A 20,148-nucleotide genomic window follows, 5' to 3' on the forward strand; every position below is an offset into this window, starting at 1 on the left:
AAAGGTCAACAGCCCCTAGCTAAGCTTATCTAACGCAATTAAAAAGTCATTGATAATTATCAACAAAGACTAAATTACCTTAAAAATAGTCAGGTTATTTTGCAAGCCTTAATCGCTGGTGCGCTGCGCCCCGGTCTTAGTCGCTTGCCCAGTCCCTTGCTTAGCATGCTCGGATAGCTGTTCGGTTGAGGCGGCCAGCTCGACGAAGGCGGCAGTATACATCTGCAAATTGAGCATAAACTGCGCCTCGGTGATAAATTCGTGCTCGCTATGACCTGTATATTCCACCTCTGGCATGGCCGGGCCAAAACTTAATGCATTAGGAAACAGCTTGCTGTTGGTCGACCCGCCGATGGCCACAGGTTTAGGCGATGGCGTATCGGTAAAGTGACCAAATACCGACAGCAGGGTCTGCAGATGCGGCGCCTTATCCATCAGCTTGGGCTCTCCCCAGTAGGTCTCCACACCCGTTAGCGCCACCTGGTGCTGCGCCTGCCAGCCCTCAAGCGCCTTGTGGGTCTCGAGATCCAGCTGGCTAGGCGTCTTGCCAACGGGGCGCCTTAGATTAAGCACTATCTCTGTCCCCTGCTCGTTGGGCTTAACCAGGGTGGCGGCCAGCGTCATCGGGCCCATGAAATCGTCCTGATAGGCGATATCACCAAACTGCTCGCCATAGAGTCCTAACCCCACCATCTGCTGGATAAACTCAGCCGTGAGCGACGCTTCGCTGCGCGCAAAACGAATGCCCCTTAGCAGCTCGGCCAGATGGGTCACGGCATTGACCCCAGCCTCTGGGGTCGAGGAGTGGGTCGATTTGCCAAGGGCCGTGATGGAAATAGCCTCTCCCTCCTGGGTAAATTGATACTTCATCCCCTGCTGGTTGCTGGCCTTCTCCTTCAGAGCGGCGATTGTCTTGTTATCTAGCCCAGAGATCTTGGCCACCGCCTGCTGGGGCACCTGACTGTCGAAGGCGCCGCCAGAAAACCTATCTAAGCTGGCCGACGCGCCAGAGGCTGCTTTACCATCCTTAGGCATCTTGGGCGTCTTGGGCATCTTAGGAATAGTCAGGCGAATTTCACTCCAGCCCTTCTCGGCGGTCACCACCGGGTACTCGGCGTCTATGGTGATATTGATATCGGCGGGAGTAAATTCGGTCAAAAAGGCCTTCAGCGGCGCCCAATCTGACTCTTCGGCCAGATAGACCAGGAGTTCGATACGCCGGTTAAGCGCCACTCCCTTGTCTTTAATCGCCTTCATGGCGTACATAGCCGTGACAATCGGCCCCTTGTCATCTTCGGTACCGCGGCCAATCAGGTAACCAGGCTGAGACTCACGATCCAGAATAAAGGGGTCCTGCTGCCAGAAGCTGGCGTCGGCGGGCTGCACGTCACCATGGGTGATCACCCCAAGTTTCTGCTCCCCTTCCCCCAGACCGATGAGCACCACATAGCCTTGATCGCTATAATCTAGCCCCAAACTCTGACTCAAAGACTTTAACTGCGCCTTGAAACCGATAAACTCGGGGTGGGTCAGCGGCGTCATCCCCTCTGTTTCCACCGTCTTAAAGGGGATCAGGGTCGACAGTGCCGCTATGGTCTGCTCGCCATAGGTGCTGAGGGCATAGTCGGCGATCTCCTCGGCCAGCGGCGAGACGCCGGGCGCCTGGGCAACGCTTGAGCCCACTGCAGGGGCGACTTCTGAACCCACTTTTAAGTTTGCCAGAGAAGTGACTTGGGGAGCGGCCAAAGAAAGCGTGCTGGTCAATAGCAGACACATGGCGCCGACAGGGTTTAAGGGGAATTTAAGGGTCATCTCTTATTATCATTATTAACGTCAGGTTGACGCATTTTGCCACACATGCATCCATTTAGGATGCAAAAACAGGCAATTCAAAACATTTGTTACAAACAAAACACAAAATCGATAGATTTAGCTGTCAGAACCATGATAATGAGCGTTTTAATATCCAAACTCAGGCAAGTTAAGTTCGGATATCCGCAGCCTTTTCGGCAACAAAACTCAGTTACGACACCAGATCGTAGCCTATAACAAATTAATCATCGGGGATTTGAATATGAAGGGATTGACCCTCAAGCCAATCGTATCCACCATGGCACTTGCCATCGCATTAGGCGGCTGTAGCGCCCAAAGTGGCAGCAGCCAGGAAGCGGAAGTCGCACCCAATGTGGTTGCGCAGCGCATCATAGACAACAACGCCGGCAACCCCTTCTTTAAGCCCTACGACACCTTTTTGGGCATGCCAGATTTTGACAAGATCAAGCCAGAGCACTATCTGCCAGCTTTCAAGGCGGGTATCGCTCAGCATAAGGCCGAGATCCAGGCCATAATCGACAACCCAGCCGCCCCTACCTTCGCCAACACCATCGAAGCCATGGAATTTTCTGGCGATCTCACCACTAAGGTGGCTAGCGTCTTCTACAACCTGACCAGTGCCGACACCAATGAGCAGCTACAGGCGATCTCGAAAGAGGTTTCACCTATGCTGTCTGCCGCCGGTGACGATATCCTGCTCAACGACAAGCTATTCAAGCGCGTTAAGGCCGTCTACGATCAGCGTGACAGCCTGGCGCTTAACACGGCCCAGCAGAAGTTGCTGGAAGATACCTACAAGTCTTTCACCCGTGGCGGCGCTAACCTGAGCGATGCCGACAAGGTTAAACTCAGAGCCCTGAACGAGAAGATCGGCAAGCTGAGCCTGGAATTTGGCGACAACCTACTGGCCGAAACCAACGCCTTCGAGCTGGTGATCGACAACGCCGCCGATCTCAAAGGTCTGCCCCAGGATGTGATCAACACCGCCGCGCAAACCGCTGAGAAGAAGGGACATTCTGGCAAATGGGTATTCACCACTCAGCGTCCGTCTATCACCCCTTTCCTCACCTATGCCGACAACCGCGAGCTGCGTGAGAAGATCTACAAGGGTTACATCGAGCGTGGCAACAATGACAATGCCCACGACAACAAGAAGATCCTGGCTCAGATGGCGGCCCTGCGTGCCGAGCGTGCTCAACTGATGGGTTATAAGAGCCATGCCCACTTCGTGCTGGAAGAGCGCACCGCCAAGACCCCCGAAAACGTCTACGGCCTGCTAGACAAGGTCTGGCCTGCCGCACTTGGCCAGGCCAAGGCTGAGGTTGCCGTGATGCAGAAGCTGATCGACGAAGAAGGCGGAAACTTCAAGCTAGCCGCGTGGGACTGGTGGTACTATGCCGACAAGATCCGTGTGGCCAAATACAGCTTCAACGAGCAGGAAACCCGTCCCTACTTCTCGCTGGAAAACACTTTGAAGGGTGTGTTCTACACCGCCAACCGTCTCTACGGCATCACAGTGAAAGAACGCACCGACCTGCCTAAGTACAACGACGAGGTACGTACCTGGGAAGTGTATGACAAAGACGGTTCTCTGATGGCGATCTTCCTGGGCGACTACTATGTACGCGACAGCAAGCGTGGCGGTGCCTGGGCAAACTCCTACCGCCAGCAATATAGAATGCACGGCGTCGAGTCTAAGCCGATTATCGTTAACGTACTCAACTACCCACGTCCAGTGGGCGACGAGCCGGCGCTGCTGACCTTCGATGAGGCAAGCACCCTGTTCCACGAGTTTGGTCACGCCCTGCACGCCATGCTGTCTGATGTTGAGTATCGCTCACAGGCAGGAACCTCTGTACCACGTGACTATGTAGAGTTCCCGTCACAGGTGATGGAAAACTGGATGACCCAGCCTGAAGTGCTGGCGCAATTTGCCAAGCACTACAAGACCGGCGAGGTGATCCCTCAATCTCTGGTTGAGAAGATCCAGGCAGCCAGCAAGTTCAACCAGGGCTTTGCCACGGTAGAATATATGGCGGCCACCAAGCTGGATCTCGACTGGCATACCCTGAGTGACGTCGAGCCTAAGGATGCGGCCAAGTTTGAAGCCGACTCCCTGAGCAAGATGGGCCTGATTGAGGAGATCGCACCGCGCTACCGCAGCACCTACTTCTCACACATCTTCTCTGGCGGTTACTCCGCCGGTTACTACAGCTACCTCTGGTCTGATATCCTGGGTGCAGATGCCTTCGAGGCCTTCAAAGAGAACGGTATCTTCGACAAGGCAACCGCCGACGCCTTTAGAAACAATGTGCTGTCTCAAGGCGGCAGCGAAGATCCTATGCTGCTCTACAAACAGTTCCGCGGCAAGGAAGCGGGTATCGAGCCACTGCTTCGCAGTCGTGGCCTGCTAGCCAAGTAAGCGACAAGCCCCCATCAATAGACAAAAAGCACGCTCCGGCGTGCTTTTTTATTCCATCAAACCACGAGGTTGTGCAATTTATCTTCAACCTGCTCAAGGGGTCACCAACCTATAGCAAGTCGATACAAACTGTCACATAAACAGTGGCTTACTGTCACAGTTTTTACATTTCATCTCTCTATAATTCGCCAAGTGGCACTCCTGCTTGGGCTGGCGAAAAAACCGTCTTACCAAGGTATTGCCGCACTGATGAAGCCCAACTGAAATCAACAGTGGCTTCGGGGTCAAACAATAATTAATAGAGATTGATGGATATGTTTAATAAAAAACTATTAGCCGTGGTTATCGCATCGAGTATCGGACTCACCGCCTGTAGCTGGAACGACGATGATGAAGATACGATCACCTCGGCAAACGTGGAGCTCAGGGTACTGGAAACCACAGATCTGCACACCAACATCATGGACTATGACTACTACCAGTCTAAGGTCGATCCCACCATAGGCCTGGCGCGCACCGCCAGCCTGATCCACGCCGCCCGTAAAGAGGTGAGCAACTTCGTTTTGGTCGATAACGGCGACCTGCTGCAGGGCAGCCCAATGGGCGACTACATGGCCAAGATAGGCCTCAAGGAAGGCGATGTTCATCCCGCCTACAAGGCGATGAATACCTTAGACTATGAGGTGGCCAACATAGGTAACCATGAGTTTAACTATGGCCTGGATTTTCTCGAAAAGGCCCTGAGCGGCGCCGAGTTCCCCTATATCAACGCCAACGTCTACTGCGCGGCCGATGACTGCTGGAATGACATCAAGAAAGGCGACAACCTGTTTACCCCTTACCTGATCAAGGAAAAAGTGGTCGTCGATACCCAGGGCCGTGAACACACCATCAAGATAGGCTACATAGGCTTCGTACCGCCACAGATCATGTTGTGGGACAAGCAGCATCTTACCGGCAAGGTGGAAGCCAAAGATATCATAGAGACCGCTAAGCTATTTGTGCCTAAGATGAAGGCCGAGGGCGCCGATGTGATCATCGCCATTCCGCACTCGGGTATCGGCTCGACGGAAAACCCAGGGGACGCCATGGCAGAAAATGCCACCTTCGCCCTGACCAATGTCGAAGGCATCGATGCCATCATGTTTGGCCATAGCCACTCTATCTTCCCCCACGCCAACTATGCCGATCTGCCTAATACCGATGTCGAGAAGGGCCTGCTGAACGGCGTGGCCGCCGTTATGCCCGGTCGTTGGGGCGATAACCTGGGTGTGGTAGATCTAAAACTGACCCTCAAAGATGGCACTTGGTCGGTGACCGATGCCCAAACCCAGGCGCGTCCCATCTATGATGGTGCCAACAAGGTCGCCCTAGTGGATGCCGATAAGGATATTCACGATGCGGTCGAACTTGAGCATCAAGGCACCCTCGCCTTCGTGGATCAACCCATAGGTGTCGCCGCCGCGGACATGTATAGCTTCCTGACCCTGGTACAGGATGACCCAACGGTACAGATAGTCTCTGACGCGCAGATTGCGCAGGTCAGCGCCAAACTGCCAGAGTCTCTACAGGGGATCCCTGTGCTATCAGCGGCGGCGCCATTCAAGGCAGGTGGGCGTCACGCTACCGAGGCAGATGCCTCGCAGTTTGTTCAGGTCGATGCCGGCAACCTCACCTTTAAGAACGCCGCCGATCTCTACCTCTACCCTAACACTATGGTGGCGGTGAAGATCACAGGCGTCGAGCTCAAAGACTGGCTCGAGTGTAGTGCCAACCAGTTTAACCAGATCGACCCTAACTCCAGCGAACCTCAGTCACTGATCAACTGGAACGGCCATCCGACCTATAACTTCGATGTGATCGACGGCGTGACCTACAAGATAGATGTCACCCAGCCGAGTAAGTTTGACCGCGATTGCGTTCTCGTTCCCGGCAACGAGAACGCCCAGCGCATCGTCGATCTTGCCTACACCACACCAGAAGGCGAAGTGATCACCGGCGAGGCCCTAAGCGCACAGGAGTTTATCGTAGCCTCTAACAACTACCGCGCCTTTGGCGGCAAGTTTGCCGGTACGGGTTCTGATTATGTGGTGATGGAACTGCCAGACACCAACCGCGAGGCACTGGCAGCCTATATCACAGAGCAGTCCAAGCCAAACGATCAGGGCGGCTATGACGGCATGGTCGACCCAAGAGCCGACTACAACTGGGACTTCAAGACCATCAGCACTCAGGTGGCGCTGGATATTCGCTTCGAGACCCAAAACAGCGACAAGGCCGACAAGTTCATTAACGATAACCAGCTGCGTAAGATGCAGAAGTTGGCCGAGCCCGATGCATTGGGCTTTGCGGTCTACCGCATAGATCTCACCAGCGAACCTGTTGCCAAATAATAGGGTAAAAAAACACCCTAAATAGAAAGCGCCTTCGGGCGCTTTTTGCTTGCACGCGCCGTTTAAACTCGCGTAAATTGTGTCATCACAGTCACTCACATAACTTGCGCCGCCTTATGTCATTAAGCCAACTCCCCTTTTCTCCATCTTGCGAAAACAACAAGGCGCCGATTTTGGCGGTGCTGAAACAAAGCTTTAAGACGACGCGCCGGGTTCTGGAGATCGGCAGCGGCACGGGTCAGCACGCGGTATTCTTTGCCTCCCACCTGCCCCATCTCACCTGGTGCCCCAGCGATCAGCCTCAATTTATCGAGCCACTCGAGATGCGAATCGCCCTACAGGGCGGCGATAATATCGCGCCGCCCGTTACCCTGGATGTCTCCGCCCCCTGGCCGCTCACGCCGGGAGAGGTCGACGGGATCTTCAGTGCCAACACCCTGCATATCATGAGTGAGGCCATGGTGGTCGACTTCTTTAAGGGCGTTGAGCGCCACCTCAGCGACACAGGCCACCTCTGTGTCTATGGCCCCTTCAACTATCACAATCAATACACCAGCGAGAGCAATCGCCAGTTCGATATCTGGCTCAAGCATCGCAACATCCACAGCGGCATTCGCGACATCGAATGGATAACTGAGCTCGCCAAGGCGGCAGGCCTCAATCTGCAGGCCGACCATGAGATGCCGGCCAACAACCGTTTGCTGCATTTCATGCGCTAACGCCATCACCCTGTCGCTTACTCTTTTAATGGCCAAGTGATAGGGCATTAAAAAAGGGCCTTGCGGCCCTTCTTGCTAGATCGAATCTGACTCAATCCTAACTTGCCCATTCGAATCTGGCCGAGTCGAATCTGGCTTAATCCTAACTTGCCTAGTCGAAATCGCTGTCTTGTAACTGAGTCAGCAGCTCGCAGCTGCGCTCCATCTGGTAGCGGACACTGCGGGTTTGCGGCGCCCAGTAACTCATGTAGAACCTGGCGGTAATGAGCTTATTGGCGTAGAAGGCATCCTCTTCACCACCTGCTATCGCCTGGTTAGCCGACACCGCCATGCGGGCCCACATCCAGCCCAACGCGACTATGCCTAAGATCTGCAGATACCCCATAGAAGCGGCGCCTATGATGTCGGGATTTTTAACGCCATTGGTAACCATATACTGAGTCGCCTTCTCAAGATCTGTGATGGCCTCCATCAGTGGCAGCAGGTAAGGTTTGAGCGTCTCATCCTCGAGGTGCTCGGCCAGGAAGGGCTTAACCATCTCAGACCAGAGCCCTAGGGCCTCGCCTTTATCCGCAAGCAGTTTACGCCCAACGAGGTCCAGCGCCTGCACACCATTGGTGCCCTCGTAGATCATGGCGATACGGCTATCGCGCACAAACTGCTCCATGCCCCACTCGTGGATATAGCCATGGCCACCATAGACCTGCTGGGCATCGACACAGGCCTTAAAGCCTTGATCTGTCACGAAACCTTTCACCACCGGGGTAAAGAGCGCCGCTAACTTGGCCGCCGTAGCCGCCTTGGCCTTATCCTGATGACGATGGGACTCGTCGAGCCAAAGCGCCTGCTGGCCCATCAGCGCCCTTGCGCCCTGGTTAAAGGCTTTCTGAGCCATCAACATGCGTCTGACATCGCCATGAACCAGAATAGGATCGGCGGGCTGCTCGCTCTCCTTCACGCCGCTCAGAGCACGCCCCTGTAGACGCTCTCTGGCATAGCTCAGGGCATTTTGATAGGCGATCTCAGACACCCCGAGCCCCTGCACACCCACACCGAGTCTCGCCTCGTTCATCATGGTGAACATGGCTTTAAGCCCCTGATGGGGTTCGCCCACCAGCTCGCCGATGGCACCATCGAACACCATGACACAGGTAGAGTTACCATGAATGCCCATCTTATGTTCGAGAGCGCTGGCCTCGACGCCGTTGCGGCAACCTAGGGTGCCATCGTCATTCACCAGATATTTAGGCACGGCAAACAGGGAGATCCCCTTCACCCCAGCTGGCGCATCGGGCAGGCGCGCCAGCACAAGATGCACTATGTTGTCGGCCAGGTCATGATCGCCAGACGAGATAAAGATCTTCTCACCGCTGATGGCATAGGTGTCCTCGCCCACGGGCTTGGCCTTGGTACGCAGCAGCGCCAGATCCGTGCCCGCATGGGCCTCGGTCAGATTCATGGTGCCTGTCCATTCGCCCGACACCAGCTTTTCGAGATACTTGGCCTTAAGCGCGTCGCTGCCGTGGGCATGAATGGCGGCGTAGGCGCCGTGGGTTAGCCCTGGGTACATGGCGAAGGCCATGTTGGTCGCCGTCTTCATCTCGGTGGCAAACACGCCGATGCACTCGGGAAGCCCCTGACCACCATATTCGGGATCGCTGGTCAGCGTCGCCCAGCCATTATCGACATATTGGCGATAGGCTTCTTTAAACCCCTGGGGGGCACGCACCTGCCCCTCGACCAGCTGGCACCCCTCAACATCACCTTTGCTGTTGAGCGGCAGCATGATCTCTGTGGTAAAGTCGGCAACCCCTTGAAGGATAGCGTCACTCAATTCGGCGTCGATCTCATCGAATCCCTGAAGGTCGTCTCGCTCATAGATATTGAGTAACTCGGAGAGAATAAACTGATAGTCGCGCAGTGGAGCTTGATAGATTGGCATTCCTTATTCCTTCTATTGTCGAATTCCAAAACGAACAGGCGCAGGTAGGCTTATTAGCGCTCGCTCAACTATAGTGCTCCGACCACTTTACCCAAATCTGCTCAAAAATACAGCCCTTAAACCAGGCTGAATTCCCCTCGACCTTGAAAAGCACAAAAACAATCAATGTCATACTACAGCTTAGGAATAAAACTCTGTAAGCTAGGTCAACAAATGATTTACCCGCCCGGCCTAACTCGTGAGGAGCATTTATGGGTTCTGTAACCGTCAAGAAACATCCCCAAGGACTCGAATATGTCGAGGTCGATACCGATCTCTGTCTGGCACGCATATTCATGCAAGGTGCCCAGATAGACAGGTTTCAACCTAAGGGACAAGCCCCGCTGCTTTGGGTATCGAGCGCCGACGATTACCAGCCCGGCAGCGGCATTCGTGGCGGCATTCCTGTCTGCTGGCCTTGGTTTGGCATGCATGAAAACCCGCAGTGGCCGCAGCACGGCTTCGCCCGTACCCGTCTGTGGAACTTAGATGCTGTGCAGATGCGCGATCAGGTGGTCGAACTCAAGTTTAGCCTGACCATAAGCGATGACGATAAGCAGTACTGGGCCCATCCGAGCCGGGTCGAGCTTATCTTCACCCTGAGCGATAGCCTCAGTGTCAGCCTGGTTAACACCAACCTGGGAGATACGCCCATCAACCTGACCCAGGCGCTGCACACCTACTTCCCTATCGAGGATATTCACAAGCTAAAGGCCAGCGGCTTTAACGGTGCCCACTATATCGAATTTGGTGAAGGGCCCTACCCTCAAGCCGGCGATGAGGTGCTGTTTGATCGGGAAACCGACCGCGTCTACACCCAGCTAGGCGGCTGCCAGCTGCTGCACACCCCACAGGGGATCATCGAGGTGCGCCGCGACAACAGTCATTCGGCGGTGCTCTGGAATCCCTGGATAGAAAAATCCAAGCGTCTATCACGCTTTAACCCTCAAGACTATCTCACCATGGTCTGCTTGGAGGCCGCCAACGTGTTGGAAGATAGGGTCGAGCTGGCACCGGGCGAGTCCCATACCCTTAGCGCACATATCCGCTGGCTGCCTAAGGCAGAGTCTTAGCAGGATTTGGCTGTGCATGACTGAACCTGACCCGGCTTGAGCCGATATTTAGCCCGATATTTGGCCCGATTTAGAGAACCGGGCGCCGCATCTATAGGGCGCCCTCTGATTAACTTCAGGCCTTGGGGCAAGCGAGCTAAAATAGAACTGTTAGCGCCGATAAATGGCTAAGCCAGACGACGTAAGCTAAACAACTAAAGCCATAAAGCTAAGCTAGCCAACGAAAGCCAGAAAGCTGAAGCTAAAAGTAAAGCTAACTAAGGCAAAACAACCAGAGACAAGGACAGATGTCGCGACGTTTTTTCACCTCCCGCATCACTAAATTACTCGCCGGCGCCGTGGTGCTGTCCCTGCTGCTCTTCGTGCTAGTGGCGAGTCAACTGGAAAACCTGGTTAAACGTCTCGCCAATTCCTATCTAACGGATGCCGGTATCAGCATAGAAACGCTGCGGCTCAGTCCTGCCGACCTCATGGATCTTAAGCTGCCCATGGTACTTCTTAAGGTCGACAATAATCTGGTGAGGCTCGAGGATATCGGGCTAACGCTCGCCAAAGACTGGCTATCTGCGCCAATCGGGCTGGCACAGATAGAATCTCTCGCCGTGCGCCGCGCACAGGTATCCCTCAGCCAAGACTACTTTGACAGCTTAGGTCGCCAGCAAGACTCAGGTACCAGCAGCGCCCTTAACTTAGGCGCTCTGCCCCAAATTGCCCTGGGTGAGATAAGCTTTAACCTGCTAGGCAAACAGTCACAAGGCCTGGGCGCCAGGTCGCAACCACTGGGACTCAAACTCGATTATCTTAACCTGGACAATCGAGGCCAGCTCACCGGCGCCCTTAGCTTCTATCAGGCGCCACTGTTGACCCTGGCGGCGACACTCGACAAGACGCGCTGGCAACTCACTAGCCGACTCGAATTCGAGCCCCTCGGGCGCCTTATCGGCGAGCTCAGCTCGCTGACATCTAATGCCAGCACTTCAAGATCAGCATCGTCGACAGGGCAACAAACGCCAGCCCTCGTTGAGGCGACCCTTATGGTGGCTGCATTACATGATGTCAACGCGCGTTTAACCCAGGCGTTTTCCCTAAGCGGCAGTCTCAGCTCCCAAGGCGAATTAGACCTTATCAAAGGCGAGCTTCACTCCCGCCATGAGTTTAGCGATCTGAACATCACCCTGAAACGGCTCGCTGATCAGCCTCTCTCGCCGGCGATCGCCATAGCCGTGAACAGCCATGATCAAAGCGGTCATGCTCACTCGGCTAAGAGCATGGCAGTTGACCTTAGTGGCCCCCTAAACGATCTGCACCTCACCCTGTCCCCCTTTTGGCTCTCCAGCAGCACTTCACTTACGCAGCTCAGAGAACTGGCCGGAGAATCCGCATCGTTCGGCGCGCTGCTAACGGCGCTCGAAGCCCAGTCACCGAATAAGCAGACGGTAGAAGTCGCCCTCGAACTCGGCGCGCCAACCAATGTTAACCAGGTGACGGAGGTGCGAGAGACACAAACAAAAGAAGCGCAGCGAAGCGCCGAGGCGCTGAACCTTGCCATCAAAGATCAAACACTAACGCTTGGTACGTTCACCGCCAAAGTTGCCACTCAGGGCGCTGCGCTAACCGCCAGGCTCGAGCAGGCCAGATTAGCTAAGATAAAACCGCAAGAAGCCAAGCAAGAAGTCAGGCAAGAAGTCCGGCAAACAACCGAGCCTGCAGAGACTCAACAGTCAAGCTCCCTATCTGTCTGGCAACTCATCGGCGACTGGCAGATTGAATCTCTGCTAAAGCAGCCACTGTGCCTCATGCTGCCGCCATACCCACAGCCAAAAACAGTGCAAGATCTGCATACAAGCAAAGGCTGTGAAACCATTGCCGAAAGCGAAACGACCAAAGGAAATAGAACAAGCATAGCGAAGACGCCAAGCATAGAGAATCGCCTGAACCTTGCCGCCGCAAATCTGAAAATCCAAGGCAGGCTCGATGCACGGCAAGCTGAACCGACGACAGCAAGTGCTAATGACACGAGAGCCCCGGAATCGAGCGCACTCGAGTTGACGCTAACAGGCCAGCTCGCTCTGACCCAACCAGAGTTTACTCATCAGGACGTTAAGGTCGGCGCAAGTAAGATAGCCACAGAGATACCTAAGCCTGTGCATCTCTTTCTACAAGCAGAGCCAGAGCCGGCACTAAGACTTGATTGGCGAGGGCTAAATGTCGCTATCGACGGGCATCATCTCAGTTGGCCTGCAAGTTACAATAAGCAAGGCCCGGCTCGCAGTGAGGCTAGCAAGTTAACCTACGAGCTACTCGCTAGGCTTACCAGCGAGCAGACTCGCACCTCTCTGGGCGCCGGCCATTTCTCTCGTGCGCAAGGCAAACCCATACTCGCCGAGCTGAGTCACTTTAAGAGCGTGACCGACTCCCCTCATCTTGTTATGCCTGCTCCCTTCACGGCCGACACTCCAAATACGTCGCCTTTACAAGAGCTTGCGCCTAATCGGCGTGAGCTATTTGCAACCGAGCTTGTGCTTGAAGCTGTGAAACCCGTGCGCCTGGATGAGCAAACACTGCTTATCCCGCCCATTGAGGCTAAGGTGATTTCGCTCGCCGCAAGCGAGCAGAAAGCCGTTAAGGATCAGGTTCAAGTTCAGGCTCAGGCCCAAGTTCAAACCCAAACTCATGCCCAAGTTCAGGCTCAGACCCAAGCTAATAACCAAGCTCAGGGGCAGACTCATGCTCAGACCCAAACTATGCGGCTCAACCTGGACGAACTGAGGCTGGCGACACAGACCATTAGGCTAAGGCCTCAATCGGCCAGGAACGACTCAGACACAAAAGCCGATGCAAAGGCGACCCCTGACAAGCCTGCAGCCGCCTTCTCATTTTCGCCAGATGCCCTGTTAGCAGCACCCTGGCAGAGTAGCATCGACTACCGGCTGACCAATCTTAAGCTGACTCAGGAGAGGTTTCGCCTCAATAAATTGCGCCGCAAGACGCTCATTAAGCTGCCTAGCGCCAACCTTAATCAATCGCTGCAATGGCATGGCATTGGGCCGCTAGCACAGCCAAACAAAGTAACTACACCTTCGGCGGCAATGAGCCAGATGCCATCAAAAAATTTGATCCAAGCACCACATGACTTGATTAAAGCACAGCAACATTTGCGCAAAGGCGATTCACTTAAAAGCAATGCCATCGAGCACTATGGGCTAACCACCCTTGAGCAGTGGAATATCGACGGCCTGCCGTTTGCGAGCGAGCATCACTTATCGCTTTCAAGCAGTTTGACACCTCAAGTACTTAAGGGGGCTCTCACCCTGACAAGTGATGCCAACGAGCTGATGAAACGCCTGACGCGCTTGGCAGGCCAGGCCCTTGAAGACTCCTTGATCGGCGATATCAATCTTACCAGCCAGCATAGCCTCAACTGGAATGGGGATAACATGGATTTTTCCTTTGCCTTGACCCCAGAGGTCAAGCTCAGCGAGGGCAGCCTTAACGCCCTACCGTTCGAGCAGGCCGAGTTTACTGGCCAATGCCAGCTAGCAGGCGTAAAAGGCGCGCAGGCGCTATGGGCTAAGTTTAGCTGTGACTCCCTGTCGCTCGATGTCGCCGCCTTCAACCCGGGGGTGTTGCTGACCGACATTAACGCTCATGCCAAGCTCAAGTTGGATCTGACCCAGGGAGCGAATGATGCGTCGCTCGATAAAAAGACTGAGGATGACATGGTGCTGAGCGGCGCCGATGTAAAACTCGATGCCAGGGCCAACACCCTGGGCGGCGAGATCCTACTGCCCATCTTCGACCTCAACCTGGGCGCTCCCTCCTCCGCCTATCTGGTGCTACAGGGGCTGGATCTCGAACAGCTACTGGCGGCGCAGCCACAAACAGGCATCTATGCCGACGGCATCTTCGATGGCGTACTGCCGGTCCGGCTAGAAGATGGCCAGGTGAGCATCACCCAGGGTCAGCTGGCGGCGCGCGCACCGGGCGGGCTCATCAAGGTAGATGACAATCCGGCCGTGCTGCAGATGCGCCTGTCACAACCCTATCTGGACTTTGCCTTCTCGGCACTGGAAGAGCTGCACTACACCCAGCTGTCCAGCAGTTTCGACATGGCTCCCAACGGCGATGCCTTGCTTAAAGTCCAGGTGAAAGGACGGGCCAAAGATATTGAACGCCCTATCCATTTGAATTACGCTCAAGAAGAGAATATGTTGCAGTTACTCAAGAGTTTACAAATCGGTGATAGACTGCAAAGCGAAATCGAGCGCGCCATGGCCAACTAGTTCAGCGCCAAACGTTCAGCCTATGGTCATCTTAGGGATCTACACTAAGACCATAGCCAATGAAATTTTCAACCAGATTAAGGAAGCACTGTGAAGAAATTGCTAACCTTGCCGACGATAACCCTGAGCCTGGCCGCCGTGCTGCTCATGGGCGGCTGCACGCCAACGGTCAAGATAGAGCCACCGGAAAAGCCTATCGTTATCAACCTTAACGTTAAGATTGAACATGAGATCAAGATTAAGGTGGATAAAGAGCTCGATGAGCTGATCAACAACGATGAACTCTTCTAATCAAGGTATAAGGTGATCCCAATGAAAAGCAAAATACTCGTCCTCATGGCCGGACTTCTTCTCAGCCTCAATGCCTTCGCCATCTCGTTGCAAGACGCCAAGGCGCAAGGGTTAGTGGGCGAACAGGTCAACGGCTATCTCGGTGTGGTGGTCAACAACGGTGAAGCCAGCGCCCTGGCCAAGTCGGTCAACGCCAAGCGTAAGGCCCACTATGAAAAGATCGCCCGTAAAAACCAGATAAGCGTCGATGACGTGGCCAAGCTTGCCGCCGAAAAGGCGATAGCGGCCGCCGCCAAGGGCCATTACATTCAGACCCCCCAGGGTAAATGGGTCAAGAAATAGCGGCTTTACTCTTAAGCAGCTTAAGCTGTACAACGAGAACGAATAAGCGACGCCTAGGCGTCGCTTATTGATATTCACACTTTCTTTCCTTTTAACTCTCCCTTTATCTTTCCCTTTAACTCTCCTTTTTACTCGCCTCTCCTTTTTAATTTCCCTTGTCGCCTAAACGGCTATTGCCTAAGCGCCATATCGTACTCATACCTGTACTTATACCAATCACAGTAAACATGTGATCAGAAATAGCGCAGGAAAAACGCTTGAGAACAAAGCAGGATTTTTAGATAAGTAGTTATTCTACAATTAAAAATACTAATACAGTTATCGAGCGTTTTAACAAGCTAGAATGATCAATTGTTTATTACGATTGGTATTAGACCGGCATTTACACTGATTTGGGCGCTCACATGGCGTGGGTGCTCTGCGGCTTAACCACGAGAAGATCGCATTGGATCCTGTCGATCACCTGCTCCCCCACATGGCCACACATGTTGGAGAACATGTTGCCATTGCCGGTATCGCCCACTATCACCAACTCCGAGTCCACCTCCTTGGCCAAGGATTCGATGGCATCCTCAGGCAAAGACTTGGCCAGATGAAGATGATGATTACTCATCCCACTCCCCTCGGGCTGTAGATGATAACGGTTCGAATACCGGGACATCTGCTGCAGGTGGTAATGCTCATCGTTGGCTGGGGTCAACACCTGATGAAACGACATGCTGGGGGTGTCACCATAATAGCAATCGATCAGGTGACAATCTCCCGCCAACAGCTGGGAGAAATGCTCCGAGGTCTGCAGCACGGCGTCGTTAAGCTCCTTGTGGGTAACATCATCGGCGCAAGGCTCCACCAAAGAGAGAATATGTCCGCCGGGCTGCCATAGATGATCTTTAACCACCACCACTGGGCGGGAGGATTCGCGGATCAGGCGCACATCCAAAGGTTTAATCGTCAGCCAGTTCCATAGCGTATGGCGTGAGGCGGCCAAAATCACCGCATCCACCTTAAAATCATCGCAAAACTGCAGCACATCGTCGCTGCAATGACAGGTGATAGACGCCTTAGAAATTGTGAGGCCCGACTGGGCAGCCTGGCTGATGAAGGCATTTAAGCAACTCAGTTTACGCTCCTTGGTTAAGGGTTGTGCCTGCCCCTTGCTGGCGTCTGCCTCGAAGGTATCCACCAAACGGTTAACGAAATGGCTGTGCTCTAACATCATCACTATGATTGCCGCGTGGGTTTTACTGGCCAAATACACGGCGCGGGAAACGGCCTTTAAGCTGAAATCGTGTTCATCCACAACCACTAAAAGTCTCTGATAGCTATCCATAACTTTGCTCTCACCTAGGATTCGCACCTAATTGTAGCTCAAGCAACGGCCCCTAAAATGGCGCCAGCCCTTTATTGGCAAGGGTTTGCGGCAACCACATGATAATAGAAATGATTATTGTTAAGAACATTTTTAGCTAACCCAGTCCCAAAGGAAACCTTTAGCTATTAGCCGATAATAAATTTATTTTTTACCTATTAAATACAGAGGCTTGCTAAAATTTGTCGCTAAATTAAGCATAAAAAAGGCCACCCTGAGGCGACCTTTTCAAATCATGAGAAGCTCAGCGCTAGAAATTCAGCTTAGCCTTACCCTTGAGGCCATCGTTATCCTCAACCGTGAGTTTGACCTTGCTGGCGCGATGTCCAAAGCTGAAGGCCACAGGGCCGGTCTGCTTGCTGCCGTTGTTGAATTTCCACGACTGGGACACTATCTCGCCATCTGTGTCATAGCTCAGTGAGACGAAGATATCCATAAACCAGAGATCCAGATGCTCGATAACGGCAATAGGCTTTTGCTGCTTCACCTGCACCTTAACCCTCTGGGTCACACTATGACTCAACCCGTCGTTATCGGTTACCGTCAGGGTCACTGGGTATTCACCGGCCTCGGCGTAACGATAGCTTAGCTGTTCGCCGCCAGCGGTCTCACCATTACCCAGATCCCACTGGTAATCGACAATCTCACCATCTTCATCCATGGCGCTGCTCACTAGGCTCACAGTACGGCCCTGTAGCTCATAGCTAAAGCCAGCCACCGGCGCTATGATCTCACGCTCGAATAGCAAAGCGATCACCACGGGGTCGTGATCCGAAGAGCGATAGGCATGGCTGCTATAGAGCGACGCAATCTGATCCGCCGACTTAAACTCTTCGTTGTAATCCAGCAGCCTCGGCTCGTCGGTGTTAATATGCCACTCGGTCACATCCACTACCTTGTCGGCCAATTGAGCATTAGCCAGAGCATGGTCAAGCTGCCCCGTCTCACCGGAGAAGACATAGGAGTATGCACCTGTCTTACCTAGGTGGTCGAACAACTCGAGATAGCCGGCGCCACGTAGCGCATCGATAGGATCTTCCTTGGCATAGGCGTTCATGTCCCCAATGACCAGGGTTGGCAGCTCGCCATACTCGCTGGCTAGCCAGCGACCCAGAGCGGTAGCCGCGCGGGTACGGGTCTGGTTACAGTTGCCCTGACCATCGCCCAGATCAGGATCCCCTAAGCTGACACAATCGCTCCCCTTAGACTTGAGGTGATTCACCGCCACCACGAGCTGCTGATCTTCTCCCAAGACCTCGAAGGCCTGTGTCAGACTAGGACGGTTCTTGCCATCGTTAAACAGCACCTCACCTTGTTCATCCAGTGGCGAGTTTGTGCTGGACAGTACCTTGGCCGCCCCAACAGGTGTGACGCGATCGCTGCGATAGAGCATACCCACTGTGATGGCGTCTGTGCCTATGGTTGGCGTTGGCGCCGCAATATACTGATATCTCGCCTCACCCACCGCCTGGTTTAAACCACTCACCAGGTCATTGATGGCAGACTCACTACCAAAGCCGTCGTTCTCTATCTCCATCAAGCCAAAAATATCGGCATCGATGCTGACCATGGCACTGATAATCTTGGCGCGCTGACGGGCAAACTCGCTCGGCGTATCGGCGCCCCGTGCCGTTGGGAAGCCACCGCCCTGACCGTCTCCATTGAAGTAGTTAAGCACGTTGAAACTGGCCACCTTAAGGTTACCGCCCTCGGCGAGGGCTGGCTCACTGCTTCTCGGGTTGGTGGCCACAAAGTTCACAGTATCGATTGGCATCAAACGATACTTGCCATAACCATAGTGCATCACGGCATTAAGCCCTGTGATAGAGTCGCCCACACGTACCGTATTGTCGGCGCTCAGGCCAGGCGCGGGGTAACGTACGGGATCGGGATTTTGCGAGGTTAATCCATCGTCAAGCAAGACTGAATCTAAGGCGTTAGCCTGGCTGACCGCCAACGCCTCACTGCCAGGCTCGGCCACCTGAGTACCGATGAAATGACGCTTGCTGCCGAGCAAAATCTCACCATAGCGTCCTAAGTTATAAACCTCGTTCACCACCAGGTTCTGAGTAAAGTGAACACGCATGCCTTCAACCGCTTCCAGGTCGCTGCTCTTTGTCAGCGGCAGGCTCACCTCGGCGGCGGTCGGCATAGCCTGCGCCGAACCGCACAATGCGTGGTCGCTCACATTGGTCAGCTCGGTCAGGCCGTTATACTCCTTAACCGTGGCGCTCAGACGAATACGATCCCCCGCCTGATAACCCAGCGAACCACCTGTATAGACAAACACACCTTCGGAGGTGTTGATGTCACCGTCGACCTCGGCATCGGCCATCTGCAGGAACAGACCCTTAAGGCCTGCCTCCTGATTGCTGGTCACGATAGCCTCGACCGTCACACTCTGACCATTAAGCGGGCTGGTATCGCCGCTGCCCTGCAGTGCTGAGATCGCGGTGGCCGGATCATGACAGACCAGGCCAACCGGCGGCTCGGTGGGGTCCGTTGGGTCTGTCGGCCCCTGACCGGCAAACTGGCCAAGATCGCTAAAATCATCCTGAGCGTGGCCCGTCCAGGTAGACAGGGTAACGGCATCATCGAGCTGAGTGTCGGCATGCAGTTGGTTAGGGTCCCGGCGCAGGGTGTTATTCTGGGTCGACAGATCGCCGCTGCCCCACTCTGAGCCCGGATCTGTACCCAGCTGGCCTAGGCTGTCGATCACCACGCCCTGCTTGCGCAGCACTAAGGTATCGTCACCATTAAAGAAGCTGGCGGTGCTGAGCTGGTCGGCGACGGCCAAGATCTCACCAGCGGCATCGTTGTCGGCCAACACAAACGTCTTGCCGGCGGCCAGACTACCGCTCAGGGCGATAGTAGAACCGGCACTTGTGTTGCCGTTAAAGTAGAACTCGAGTTGATACTGACTTAAATCGATTTCGGCGCCGGTGGGATTGTAGAATTCGACGGCCTTGTTGTTGCTGCTGCCTTCTACATATTCTGAGATGATCAGATCGTCTGCGGCCTGGGCAAAGGTGGAGACACCACCAATCGCCAAGGCAAGCGCGCTTGCTTTGGTAAACATATTAACCCCTAAATTTATCCATTAACCTAGTGTTTAACTAGTTTTCTTAAGCAGTATTCGAGTCTTAACGCTCAAATTACTGCGGTGCTGATCCTGCGACCAGCGCACACTATAAATCAGCTTAGTGACAAAGAGGTTACAAATTTTACATAAAGTTAATACGTCGGGTGTGAAGCACAATTGACAGCTTAGGAGGCCTTTTGCAGCACAATCCACTTATCTTAAGTAAGTGAAGCGGGCCTTTAAGGAAGTGTCTGGCGGGTTAATCGAGGAGTTCACAAAGAGTACAAACGGCAGATAAAAACGAGGCCCGCAACACAGGCTGCGAGCCTCACTTAAATTAAATTTTTAGCCAGATAACAC

General features: G+C 54.0%; 11 protein-coding genes. 7 read left to right on the plus strand and 4 right to left on the minus strand.

Translation table 11 applies throughout. The features are described 5' to 3' along the window. Nucleotides 1–108 precede the first annotated feature (108 nt). Nucleotides 109–1,812, minus strand: a complete 1,704-nt coding sequence (locus tag L1D43_RS08510; protein ID WP_239850749.1) for a dipeptidase — start codon at nucleotides 1,810–1,812, stop codon at nucleotides 109–111. A gap of 262 nt (nucleotides 1,813–2,074) precedes the next feature. Here L1D43_RS08510 and L1D43_RS08515 point away from each other — a divergent pair, with 262 nt between their 5' ends. The 3 genes from L1D43_RS08515 (at nucleotide 2,075) to L1D43_RS08525 (ending at nucleotide 7,367) form a co-directional block, all read left to right on the plus strand. Then, nucleotides 2,075–4,255, plus strand: coding sequence for a M3 family metallopeptidase (locus L1D43_RS08515; RefSeq protein WP_239850751.1), 2,181 nt, complete (start codon nucleotides 2,075–2,077; stop codon nucleotides 4,253–4,255). Between the two features lie 314 nt (nucleotides 4,256–4,569). Next, complete coding sequence (locus L1D43_RS08520; protein WP_239850753.1) at nucleotides 4,570–6,648, plus strand: bifunctional 2',3'-cyclic-nucleotide 2'-phosphodiesterase/3'-nucleotidase; 2,079 nt, start codon at nucleotides 4,570–4,572, stop codon at nucleotides 6,646–6,648. A 116-nt stretch (nucleotides 6,649–6,764) separates the two neighbouring features. Beyond that, nucleotides 6,765–7,367 carry a DUF938 domain-containing protein gene (locus tag L1D43_RS08525; RefSeq protein ID WP_239850755.1) on the plus strand — a complete coding sequence of 201 codons (603 nt, stop codon included), beginning with the start codon at nucleotides 6,765–6,767 and terminating at the stop codon, nucleotides 7,365–7,367. A gap of 151 nt (nucleotides 7,368–7,518) precedes the next feature. Here L1D43_RS08525 and L1D43_RS08530 read toward each other — a convergent pair whose 3' ends face one another. After that, entirely contained in the window at nucleotides 7,519–9,309 is a 1,791-nt protein-coding gene (locus tag L1D43_RS08530) for an acyl-CoA dehydrogenase C-terminal domain-containing protein (RefSeq protein WP_239850757.1), read from the minus strand. 251 nt (nucleotides 9,310–9,560) lie between these two features. Here L1D43_RS08530 and L1D43_RS08535 point away from each other — a divergent pair, with 251 nt between their 5' ends. From L1D43_RS08535 to L1D43_RS08550, 4 genes are all read left to right on the plus strand, one after another. After that, nucleotides 9,561–10,421, plus strand: a complete 861-nt coding sequence (locus tag L1D43_RS08535) for a D-hexose-6-phosphate mutarotase (RefSeq protein WP_239850759.1) — start codon at nucleotides 9,561–9,563, stop codon at nucleotides 10,419–10,421. A gap of 287 nt (nucleotides 10,422–10,708) precedes the next feature. After that, nucleotides 10,709–14,704 (plus strand): YdbH domain-containing protein, encoded by a 3,996-nt coding sequence (locus L1D43_RS08540; protein WP_239850761.1) that lies wholly within the window; start codon nucleotides 10,709–10,711, stop codon nucleotides 14,702–14,704. A gap of 147 nt (nucleotides 14,705–14,851) precedes the next feature. Further along, nucleotides 14,852–14,995, plus strand: a complete 144-nt coding sequence (locus tag L1D43_RS08545) for a YnbE family lipoprotein (protein WP_160290154.1) — start codon at nucleotides 14,852–14,854, stop codon at nucleotides 14,993–14,995. A 21-nt stretch (nucleotides 14,996–15,016) separates the two neighbouring features. After that, nucleotides 15,017–15,337, plus strand: coding sequence for a YdbL family protein (locus tag L1D43_RS08550; RefSeq protein ID WP_041511069.1), 321 nt, complete (start codon nucleotides 15,017–15,019; stop codon nucleotides 15,335–15,337). Between the two features lie 400 nt (nucleotides 15,338–15,737). On the opposite strand, the gene L1D43_RS08555 is transcribed toward L1D43_RS08550, so the two are convergent. Both L1D43_RS08555 and L1D43_RS08560 read right to left on the minus strand, forming a co-directional pair. Continuing rightward, nucleotides 15,738–16,667 (minus strand): universal stress protein, encoded by a 930-nt coding sequence (locus L1D43_RS08555; RefSeq protein ID WP_239850763.1) that lies wholly within the window; start codon nucleotides 16,665–16,667, stop codon nucleotides 15,738–15,740. Nucleotides 16,668–16,956: 289 nt separating this feature from the next. Beyond that, nucleotides 16,957–19,785 (minus strand): ExeM/NucH family extracellular endonuclease, encoded by a 2,829-nt coding sequence (locus L1D43_RS08560; protein ID WP_239850766.1) that lies wholly within the window; start codon nucleotides 19,783–19,785, stop codon nucleotides 16,957–16,959. Between the last annotated feature and the right edge of the window lie 363 nt (nucleotides 19,786–20,148).

Origin of the sequence: Shewanella sp. Isolate8 (assembly GCF_022398495.1) — a bacterium.
Lineage (GTDB): Bacteria > Pseudomonadota > Gammaproteobacteria > Enterobacterales > Shewanellaceae > Shewanella > Shewanella aquimarina.